The following is a 10775-nucleotide window of genomic DNA, read 5'->3' on the forward strand; positions in this document are numbered from 1 at the left end:
CCCGGTGCCGACGGCGACCATGGCGATCACGGCGCCGACGCCGATGATGATGCCGAGCATGGTGAGCGCCGAGCGCATCTTGTTCACGCGGAGCGCGCGGATTGAGATCTTGAAGGTCGAGGGAATGTTGATCATCGTAAAGTCATTTCGGAATGCGGTATGCCGATTGCAAAATATAGAACAATAGGACAGATTCCTAAATACTGGTCAGTCTCGCTCCAAACTTCCGTGTTTATCCCCCGCATCCAGCGTTGACGAGTGTGAGCGCGAGTGCAGGGTGTGTTCATCCGTGGTTAAATGTCTTATTGTTTCTTGACCGGTTCATCGCTCACGATATGGCCGTCCAGGAACCGGATGATCCGCTTGCTGTAGGCGGCTATATCGGGTTCGTGCGTGACGAGGATGACCGTGATATGGGCCTCCTGGTTCAATCTCACAAAAAGCTCCATGATCTCGACGCTCGTCCTGGTATCGAGATTTCCCGTGGGTTCGTCGGCCAGGATGACCGGTGCTTCGTTCACCAGCGCCCGGGCGATCGCCACGCGCTGCTGCTGGCCGCCGGAGAGCTGGTTCGGATGATGGCCTTCCCTGCCTTCGAGTCCGACGCTTCTCAGGGCGGAACGCGCCTTCTCATGCCGGTCCTTCGCCGGCAAGCCGTTGTACAACAGGGGAAGCTCCGCGTTTTCCAGGGCCGATGTCCGCGACAGCAGGTTGAAGCCCTGGAACACGAAGCCGAGCTTCTTGTTCCGGATCTCGGCGAGCTCGTCCCGGGACAGTCCGCCCGTGTCGACGCCGTCGAGAAGGTAATGTCCTTCCGTCGGCGTGTCCAGACAGCCCAGCACGTTCATGAACGTGGACTTGCCCGAGCCCGACTGGCCCATGATGGCCACGAACTCGCCCTTTTCGATGGTCGTCGATATCCCATCCAGCGCCCGCAGTTCGTTATCGCCGAGATGATAGATTTTGCTGATCTTCCGTGCTTCGATAAGCGGCATATCAGAACATCCTCGGACCCGCAGGTCCGCTTGCGGTCTTGCCCTTCTTCAGCGACTCCACGATGAGCTGCTGGCCTTCCTTCACATCGCCGGCAAGGATCTCGGTAAAGCTGCCGTCACTGATGCCCGGGGTGATCTGAACGCGCCTCGGCTTGCCGTTCTCGAGGACCCAGACGGCGGGGCCTTTTTTTTCTCCCGAACCGGCTCCGCCTGCTCCCGACGGACGCTCTCCCATGCGGAACCGCAAAGCCGCGTTCGTTATGCGGAGCACGTCCTGGCGGGTGGTAATGATGATCGACACGTTCGCCGTCATGCCCGGCATCAGCCGGAGGTCCTTGTTGCCCACCTGGATCACGACGTCATAGGTGACCACGTTCTGCACCGTGATCGGCGCCTTCCGGATCTGCCAAACGTTCCCCTTGAACGTCGTGTCCGGATAGGCGTCCACGGTGAACTCCACCTCCTGGCCGACCTTTACGACGCCGATGTCGGATTCCGCCACGTTGGTGTCAATCTGCATCTTGGTCAGGTCTTCGGCGATCGTAAAGAGCGTCGGGGTCTGGAAACTGGCTGCGACGGTCTGGCCCACATCAACGTTCCGCGAGATCACGATGCCGTCCACGGGCGACAGGATCTTCGTATAGGCGAGGTTCTGTTTGGCATAGTCGAGCGACGCCTTTGTCTGCTCGATCTGGGCCTTTGCCGAGCCGACCTGGGCCTTTGCGGATTCGTAATTCGTTTCCGCCGTGTCCAGGTCGCTCCGGGGGATGAGGTTCTTGGCGAACAGCTCCTTGTTACGCTCGTACGTCCTTGTCGCGTCGACCAGCGCCGAATTGGACTTGTCCAGGTTGGCCTGTGCCGCGAGCAGGTTCGCCTGCGCCTGCTGCACCTGGGACTCGAAGGTGGACGGATCGATCTGCGCGATGATCTGCCCCTTTTTCACCCGCGAGTTGAAATCAACGAAAAGGGTCTTGATCGTGCCGGAGACCTGGGTTCCCACCAGAACGGTGGTCACGGCGTTTACCGTGCCTGTGGCCGTTATCGTCTGCTGGATGTCCCCCTTGGTGACGGATTCGGTGCGGTATTCGGCCTTGTTCCCTTTCCCGCCAAGGCCGATGAAGAGAGCAACGCAGATGACGGCCAGAGCGGCGATCGCCGACGCCACGAAGAGCTTGCGCCCGGCGAACAGGCCCCTCACGCCGCCCCTCTTCTTCTCATTCATAGGATACCGCCTTTTTTCTCGTCTGGAATATACGCTGCTTCCCGAGCCACAGCTGGAATTGGTCCATGTAGAGGAACACGACGGGCGTGACGTAGAGCGTCAGGGTCTGGGAGAAGAGAAGACCGCCGACCACGGCCAGGCCCAGGGGCCGCCGGGATTCCGCGCCGGCGCCGATGCCGAGGGCGATCGGCAGGGTGCCGAGCAAGGCCGCCATGGACGTCATCATGATGGGCCGGAAACGGATGACGCAGGCCTTGAAGATCGCGTCATGCGGCGACGCAGCTTCCGTCCGTTGGGTTTCCAGGGCGAAGTCGATCATCATGATGCCGTTCTTCTTCACGAGGCCCACGAGCAGGATGATGCCCACGAAGGCGTAGACGTTGAGGTCAGATCCGAAGAGGAGCAGGGTCACGAACGCACCGAAGCCCGCAAAAGGCAGCGCCGACAGGATCGTGATCGGATGGATGAAGCTCTCGTAAAGGATGCCGAGCACGATGTAGATCACCAGGATGGCGGCGATCAGCAGCAGTCCCAGGCCCTCCATGGACGACTGGAAGGCCTGGGCCGTGCCCTGGAAGCTCGTGGTGATTGAGGCCGGCAGCGTCGATCGCGCCGCCTTGTTCACGGCGTCCATGGCGGTGCCCAGCGAAACATCGGGCTTGGTGTTGAACGACAGGGTTACCGCCGGCAGCTGGCCGAGATGGTTCACGGACAGCGGTCCCAGATTCTGGGTCATCTTCGAGACGGTCCTGAGCGGCACGAGCTGGGTATTTGCGGAGCGGATGTAGAGCATCGAGAGCGCCGAGGGGTCGCGCTGGTACTCAGGCTGGACCTCGGTGATGACCTGATACTGGTTGTTCGGCGCGTAGATGGTGGAGATCTGCAGGGCGCTGTACGCCATCGAGAGCCCGGTCTCCACCTGGGTGGCCGTCACGCCAAGGGCCGCAGCCTTGTCCCGGTCGATCTCGACGTTGACCTGCGGGTTCTTGATCTGCAGGTCGCTGGTGACGTCCTGAAGCTGCGGGATCTCACGCATCTTTGCCTCGAGCCTGGGTGCATATTCATAGAGCTCGTTCGTGTCAGGGCCCTGGAGCGTGAGCTGGTACAGGCTCTTGGTCAGCGTGCCCCCCACCCGGACCGGCGGCGGGTTCTGGGGGAATGCCTGGATCCCGGGGACCTGGCTGAACAATGGCCTGAACTTCTGGATGATCTGGTCCACGTGCTGATGACCGCGCCTCTGGGACCGGGGCTTCAAGCGGATGAAGATACGGCCCTGGTTACCCGCCACACTTGACCCGCCTGCGCCGATGCTCGACATGAAACCATCCACGTCGGGATCTTTGAGCACGATGTCTGCAAGTGCCAGCTGGTGCTGCTTCATCGCATCGAAGGAGATGCCCTGCGCTGCTTCGGTCGGGATGAACAGCGCGCTGGTATCCTCGCTCGGAAGAAAACCTTTCGGCATGCCGCTGAAGAGTAAAAATGTTGCGATAAAAATGATGGCGGAGACGATCATGGTAAGGCCCCGATGACGAAGAACGACCTCCAGCGACCGCTCGTAAAAGTTCAGCATGCCGTTGAAGAACCGCTCCGACGCCTGGTACAGCCTGCCGTGCCGCTCATGCTTCTCGTGGCTTCGGACGAAGCGGCTCGCGAGCATCGGCGTGAGCGTCAGGGAGACGAACCCGGAGATCAGGATCGACATGCCGATGGTGACCGCGAACTCGTGCAGGAGCCGGCCGATGATCCCGCCCATGAAGAACACCGGCAGGAACACGGCGACCAGCGAGACGGTCATCGACAGGATGGTGAACCCGATCTCTTTTGATCCTTTGAGCGCAGCCTCCATGGCCGGTTCGCCCATCTCGATGTGCCGGATAATGTTCTCGAGCATGACGATGGCGTCGTCGACGACAAAACCCACGGAGAGCGTGAGCGCCATAAGGGACATGTTGTCGAGGCTGAAATCGAGCACGTACATCACGGCAAAGGTGCCCACGACGGACATGGGTAGCGCGAGGCTGGGGATGATCGTAGCCGACAGGTTCCGGAGGAACAGGAAGATGACCAGCACCACGAGGCAGACAGTGAGCATGAGCGTGAACTGAACGTCGGAGACCGAATCGCGGATGGATTCCGAGCGGTCGTACAGGATGTTCATGTTTACCGACGCAGGCATCTGCTCCTTGAAGGTGGGGATCAGTTTTTTGATGGCGTCCACGACCTCGACGGTGTTCGTGCCGGGCTGGCGCTGGATCGCAAGGATGATGGCCCGGTTGTCGCGGTACCAGCTTGCAATCTTGTCGTTCTCCACGCTGTCGATGACATTTCCCAGGTCCTGGAGCCGGACCGGCGAGCCGTCCCGGAATGCCACTATGATGGGGCGGTAGGCGGCCGCATTATTGAGCTGGCCCGTCGCCTGCACCGTAAAGGCCTGGTTCGCGCCGTACAGCGTGCCCGTGGGGAGGTTCACATTCGCGTTGGCCACGGCATTGGCCACCTCATCGATCCCGATCCCCCGGCTTGCGAGCGCGCGCGGGTTCAACTGAACGCGGACCGCGTATTTCTGGGAGCCGAACACCTGGACCTGGGCCACACCGCTGATCATCGATACGCGCTGGGCGATCAATGTCTGGGCATAGTTGTCCACATCCGAGAGCGGCAGCGTGGGGGAACTGAGCGCGAGATAGATGACCGGCTGGTCCGCCGGGTTCACCTTGCGGTAGGACGGCGGGCTCGGCATGTTCTGCGGCAGCTGCCGGAGCGCGCCGGCGATCGCCGAATTCACGTCCTGCGCCGCGGCGTCGATGTTGCGGCTCAGGTTGAACTGGATCGTAATCTGGGTGAGGCCCTGGGCGTTGATGGACGTCATCGAATCGATGCCGGCGATCGTGGAGAACTGTTTTTCCAGCGGCGTCGCGACCGCCGAAGCCATCGTGTCGGGGCTCGCCCCGGGAACGTTGGCGGACACCACGATGGTGGGGAAATCGACGTTCGGCAGGTCGCTTACGGGCAGCCTGCGGTAACCCGCGATGCCCACGAACAGGATGGAGAGCATGACCAGGGTGGTCATGATGGGACGGCGTATGAAGAGTTCTGAAATGTTCATAGGTAATATGCGGTCAGAAGCAGCCCCAGAGACCCTGAGACACGGAGAAGGATTAGGTTACTATTTCAATCTCACGATCGCGTAGTGCTTCTATTTGCCCTTTGGCGCCTGGGTATTGGTGCCTTGCTCCCTGGTCTTCTGCGTGTTCTGCGCCTCCGTGGCTAACTCCCTGTGCTCCTTTTCGTTCTTGAGCTCGACCCGGGAACCCGGCGTGAGCCGGAGCTGTCCGTCGGTCACGACCTTTTCCCCTGCGGCAACGCCCTGCTCGATGATGGTCCAGTTCTGATACGCCCTCCCCGGCTTCACGACCCGGAGTTCGGCGGTCATATCGTTCTTTACGACGTACACGTAGGGTCCCTGCTGCCCGGCCTGCACCGCCTGCGAAGGCACCAAGACCCGGTTCGGCTCCGTGGTGAGCGTCATCACCACATCCATGAACTGGCCGGGCCAGAGCCGCCTGTCACGGTTCTCGAACGTGCCCTTGAGCTTGATCGTGCCGGTCGCGGTATTCACGGCATTGTCGATAAAGGTCAATGCTCCCTGGGCGGGACGCTTCTCATCCCCCGGGATGATCGCCTCGATGTGCAGGTCACGAAGGGCGGAGTGCTTCTTGACATCGGCCAGGTTCTGTTCGGGAATGGAGAACGTCACATAGATGGGTGCGATCTGGTTGATCATCGTGAGCGGGATGTCGTTCGCCTTGATGACGTTGCCCGCATTGACGAGCACGGAGCCTGCCCGTCCGTTGAGGGGCGATTTGATCGTACAGTACTCCAGCTGCAGCCGTGCATTCTCCACATTCGCCTTGTCAGCCTCGACTGCCGCGGCCAGCGCGTCGGCATTGGCACGGAGCTGTTCATACTGGTCGCGGGACACATAGTCCTTCTCGACCAGGATCGCATACCGTTTGGCCTGTTCCTCGGCGTTCCGTGCCTGCGCCGCGTCGCGCGCCAGAGACCCCTCGGCCTGCTTCAGCGCCGCGATATAGGGACGGGCGTCTATTTTAAAGAGCAGGTCGCCCTTTTTGACGTCCTGCCCTTCCTGGAAATAGACGCCCTCCACCTCGCCGCCCACGAGGGCCTTGATCTGCACGGAACTATAGGCCTCGGCGTTCCCGATGGTCCTGATCTGCAGCGGAACATCTTTCTGGTCCGCATTCTCGGCGACCACCGGTACGGTGCGCGGCATCTGCCTGCTGTTCCCGGATGAGCAGGCGGCGAGAAGAACAACACACAGCACGCATGCCAGGTTCATCGGGGACCGGGCAAATTTTACTGGTCTTATCATCATCAATCCTTTCACGACCGCGGGAAGCTGTATTTCGGCGCTCAGCCTCGTTATCGAGCGCCCATTGCCCTCTCGATGCTTGCCTGCGCTATCTTGTAATTGGACAGGGCGCTGGTATAGTTCGCCTGGGCGGTGACATAGGTGGCGAACGCATCGGAGACCTCGATGGGACTCCCCACGCCGGCTGTATATCTGCCGTTTGCGAGATCAAGGTTCTCTTTTGCCTGTGTGGCGGCGAGCTCGGCGGTCGATATACTGGCCTCCGCTGCCTGCAGGTTCAAGTATGCCTGGCGGACATCAAGCAGTATCTGCTGCCGTAACGACTCTTCATTCGCCTTGAGGACATAAAGATTGGACTTGGCCTCTGCCACCTGATGACTGGTCAAAAACCCGCTGAACAGGGGTATGGTTACTGCCACACCAATCTGCCAGCCGCGATCGAGTCCGCCATGTTGGAGTGCACTGGGTGGCACGTCCTGTGCTCCCTCGAGGTAGCTGGCATTTCCTGATAAAACAGGATAATGTCCCGAGCTTGCAAGACTGATATTGGCCTCCGCCGCCTGTCTTTTCGCAATAACCGACTGCAGGTCGGGCCTGTTTTCAAAGGCCCTCGTTGTTGCTTCTTCCTGGGTTATCGCATATTGCTGGAATGAGAGGTTGTCCTCAATGGTGAACTCAGGTGGGTCAGGGACCCCCATCGCAGTGTTCAGTGTCACCCAGGCTATTTTGAGCGCATTCTCGGCATTAATGAGGCTGAGCTTGGCATTGCTCAGGTCGACCTCTGCCTTGATCACGTCGATTCTCGCTTTCGTCCCGACTTCGTAAAAACCTTTTGCCTGGTCGAGATGGAGCTGAAATTGTTTAATGACATCCGCGGCCACGTCCCTGTTCCTTCTGGCTTGAAGCACCCCGTAATACGCCTGTTTAACGCTCAGGATTATTGTATCCTGGGAGGTGTTAAGGTCTGAGCGTGAAGATTCGAAATTAAACTTCGAAACATCGACTGATGACGATGTCTTTCCGAAATCGTAGATATTCTGGTTGAGGTCAACACTGGCCGTATACTCGTTAAATCTATTCCGGATACCGAGAGGAGCAGCCGCCGTTCCGGGCACAGCGTTGATCCTGTTATATGCTCCCGTAGCACTCACCTGCGGATAATAGTTCGCTCGGGCTTCGCCTACCCTGCTCTGATTGACATCCACCGTGTTCGCCGCAGCCACGATGCTGGGGTTTTTTTTGAGCGCGATATCGATGCACTTGACGAGCGTCAGCATCTCACCCTGCGCGATCATGCCCCCGCCCGTTCGATCGATCGCTGCCGTTGTTTCGGGTTGCCTGGCCGGCGGTGCGGCAGTCTCTGCGGCGGGGAGTTGCAGCGGATATGCCGCCAAAAACAGGATTGCAACGACAGAAATGATGATCAGTTTCTTTGGATTGTTCAAGATCATAATGGTTTCCCTCGCGGCGATATTATTCGTTCACTCCATGGCTGAAGATCTCGATGATCTCCCGCACCTGCTTCTCCATTGATTTTTTTTTCATACCCGAAGACCGCATGATTTCCTCGGACCGGAAATAAGAGATCAGGACCCACAAGAACACCTTGGCTGCAGTTTCCGGAGATAATTCCTTCTTAAGTATTCCTTTCTCCTGCAGCGAGGAAAAGTACTCTGCCAGCGTGTCCCTCATTGCGTCCACGAATTTATTGTACACGTTCTTGATCTTCTCAGGGTAGATCGTGACCTCGGAATACATGATCTTTATCATGGCCTTTCGCTCTTTCAGGGACAGAAGAAATCGTGTCGCGATCATGGCCAGTGCTTCATCGCTGTCCATGCTGCCGAGCTCAGGCAGCAGTTCCTTCAGCTGGGGAAGGAAGGTGTAGGTCTTCAAAAGCTCTTCGAACAGCATTTCCTTCGACCCGAAATGACGGAAAAGGGTTAATTCGGTCACGCCAGCCTCCTGCGAGATCTCCCTCGTGGTGGCGCCAAGGTAGCCCTTTTCCGAGATCAGTTTCAGGGTGGCTTCCAGCAGATGCCGCCTGGTGTTTGTGGTCTTTTTCATGGCCCTTTCGCGTAATTGTAAGTGCGCACTTACATTATCTCAGGCCCCCGGCGAAGTCAAGAAAATTCATCCAGTTCGACGATTTTCCCCTTGCCAACCCTCCGCGCTTATGGTAAGGTACGCCTGCTTTTTGCGTGTATTACATGATCCGGAGGATATCGAAATGGCTGGTACCTGTGACATCTGCGGCAAGGGCGGGCTGAGCGGCAACAAAGTGAGCCATGCCAACAACAAGTCCAAGAAGCTTTCAAAGCCCAACATCCAGAGCATTCGGGCGGTAGGACCGCATGGCTCCCACGTGCGCATGCACGTGTGCACGCGCTGCATCCGTTCCGGCAAGGTGAAGAAAGTCAGCTAGGCACTCGATGAGGGCCCGTAGCCGGTTGGCCGGGGCCCTCATGTCATTCACCCCGGGACCGCTTTTTTGTACCTGCCTTCCCCCCTCTTTCTCCCCTATTTTCAACCGCCCAGCGACACCGCATTCGGAACCCTGGTATAATACGAGAGGGCCGTCCGAACGGTCCCTCGACCCGCGTCTGTACCTGCAAAATTACACAAGTGCAAGAATTAAAATTAAAATTTGAAGTTGACACGTCTTCTTTAACTGTACTAATATGGCTCACATAAAAAACAGTTTTAACGTGTCGCAACGATTGCTGGTTGCCGTGCAGATCAAGAAAAGAAGGAGGTGCCCCGACAGAAATTAAGTGACCGGACTCAGAGCTGGATTTGGTGAACACGAACGACAGTTGTTCATAAATAAACGTTGCACTTAAAAGGGGAGGAAGAACTATGAGTTTCAAGAAGAGCGCATTAGTGGTTTTTGTGGTTCTCGGCGTGGCCTGCCTTGTCTTTGGCGTCCAGGCTGCAACGGGTCTGAAGGGAACGGTCTATATCGCCGGTCACGGGGGCCATCTGGCCATCGTTGATCTGGCTACGCTGAACCCGCCGACTGACATCGAAAAGGACAGGATCGTCCTGACCGAAGCCGGCTCCGAAATGGAAGGCAAGATCGCGGGCATGGACTTCGAGCAGACCAAGAAGGGCGGCGGCTCTCATGGAAGCGCGATCGTGGGCGGCAAACTGTACGCCGGCCTGCTGAACGGCAAGGTCATCGTTGTCGATATGAAGACCCGCAAGAAAATCGAGACCCTGGACGTCGGCAAGAAGTTCTGTGACGCGGTCGTCGGTCCGGACGGCAACATCTACTTCGAAGACATGGCTGACGGGAATGTCTATGTGTGGGATCCCAAGGGCATGAAGACTGTGGACAAGATGCCGGTGGGCAAGGCCGTATGCGGCATCGCCTGGACCAAGGGCCTCGATAAGGCTTATGTCTCCGACATGCCCCTTGGCGTGATCTATGTGCTCGACTGGAAGACGAAGAAGACGATCAAGGAGATCAAGGACCCGGCAATGACCTTCATCCACCAGATCCGCATGGCGCCTGACCAGAAGCATCTCTGGGTGACGGCCCCGAACGAATTCGGCCCCGGTCTCTCCGCCCGGACCCAGAAGCCTCAGATCGTGATCATCGACACCAAGACGGATGCCGTTTCCGAGCACGTCGTGCTTCCCGATGATGTCAATCTCCATGACGTGAAGTTCAGCCCCGACGGGAAGACCGCGCTGATCACGGCCAGGACCTACGGCGATGACAGCCTCCTGGTGATCATGGATGCGAAGACCCACAAGATCGAGAAGAGGGTCTCCGTCTGCGCGTCCTGCCATAAGCCGAACGGCATCACCGTTGGCATGGACAAGGGATCTCCGCTCCTCTGCGGTATGGCTGTTGACTGGCAGAAATAATTCCTGTATAATATATCGAGCGTTGAATGAACGCCGGGGAGTGATGAGCTCTCCGGCGTTTTTGTCTCACGCAACTCCCCCTGACAAGGAAAACGACCCCCGGTATGAATATCCCCTATGTGGCCTACAAAAACCTGAAGAGAAAGATCACGCGGACATGGCTTTTGCTGGCTATTGTGGCCGTAGTCTCCTGCACGCTGTTCACCGCCACCCTCTTCCTGCGCAGTATCAATAATGCGCTCAAGCTCGGCACCTACCGCCTCGGCGCCGACATCCTGGTGGTTCC

The 10775-nt window shown here is 58.2% G+C and carries 10 protein-coding genes; 3 read left to right on the forward strand and 7 right to left on the reverse strand.

The window, feature by feature from the left end:
• The 7 genes from VL197_15400 to VL197_15430 all read right to left on the reverse strand — a co-directional run.
• Positions 1 to 135: ABC transporter permease (locus tag VL197_15400; GenBank protein HUJ19369.1), on the reverse strand; the 135-nt coding region annotated here is incomplete at its 3' end.
• A gap of 167 nt (positions 136 to 302) precedes the next feature.
• Positions 303 to 995, reverse strand: a complete 693-nt coding sequence (locus tag VL197_15405; protein ID HUJ19370.1) for an ABC transporter ATP-binding protein — start codon at positions 993 to 995, stop codon at positions 303 to 305.
• A 1-nt stretch (position 996) separates the two neighbouring features.
• Positions 997 to 2217 carry an efflux RND transporter periplasmic adaptor subunit gene (locus VL197_15410; protein ID HUJ19371.1) on the reverse strand — a complete coding sequence of 407 codons (1221 nt, stop codon included), beginning with the start codon at positions 2215 to 2217 and terminating at the stop codon, positions 997 to 999.
• Complete coding sequence (locus tag VL197_15415) at positions 2210 to 5326, reverse strand: efflux RND transporter permease subunit (GenBank protein HUJ19372.1); 3117 nt, start codon at positions 5324 to 5326, stop codon at positions 2210 to 2212. The genes VL197_15410 and VL197_15415 overlap by 8 nt, the downstream gene beginning before the upstream one ends.
• A gap of 90 nt (positions 5327 to 5416) precedes the next feature.
• The gene (locus VL197_15420; protein HUJ19373.1) at positions 5417 to 6616 is read right to left on the reverse strand and encodes an efflux RND transporter periplasmic adaptor subunit; all 1200 of its coding nucleotides are present in this window, start codon (positions 6614 to 6616) and stop codon (positions 5417 to 5419) included.
• A gap of 47 nt (positions 6617 to 6663) precedes the next feature.
• Positions 6664 to 7890, reverse strand: coding sequence for a TolC family protein (locus VL197_15425; GenBank protein ID HUJ19374.1), 1227 nt, complete (start codon positions 7888 to 7890; stop codon positions 6664 to 6666).
• 196 nt (positions 7891 to 8086) lie between these two features.
• The gene (locus VL197_15430) at positions 8087 to 8680 is read right to left on the reverse strand and encodes a TetR/AcrR family transcriptional regulator (GenBank protein HUJ19375.1); all 594 of its coding nucleotides are present in this window, start codon (positions 8678 to 8680) and stop codon (positions 8087 to 8089) included.
• A gap of 163 nt (positions 8681 to 8843) precedes the next feature.
• Here VL197_15430 and rpmB point away from each other — a divergent pair, with 163 nt between their 5' ends.
• The 3 genes from rpmB to VL197_15445 form a co-directional block, all read left to right on the forward strand.
• Positions 8844 to 9038 carry a 50S ribosomal protein L28 gene (gene rpmB / locus VL197_15435; protein ID HUJ19376.1) on the forward strand — a complete coding sequence of 65 codons (195 nt, stop codon included), beginning with the start codon at positions 8844 to 8846 and terminating at the stop codon, positions 9036 to 9038.
• Positions 9039 to 9472: 434 nt separating this feature from the next.
• Entirely contained in the window at positions 9473 to 10489 is a 1017-nt protein-coding gene (locus VL197_15440) for a cytochrome D1 domain-containing protein (GenBank protein HUJ19377.1), read from the forward strand.
• Positions 10490 to 10593: 104 nt separating this feature from the next.
• A partial coding sequence (locus VL197_15445; GenBank protein HUJ19378.1) for an ABC transporter permease occupies positions 10594 to 10775 on the forward strand: 182 nt, incomplete at its 3' end.

Source organism: Nitrospirota bacterium, assembly GCA_035516965.1.
GTDB lineage: Bacteria > Nitrospirota > UBA9217 > UBA9217 > UBA9217 > MHEA01.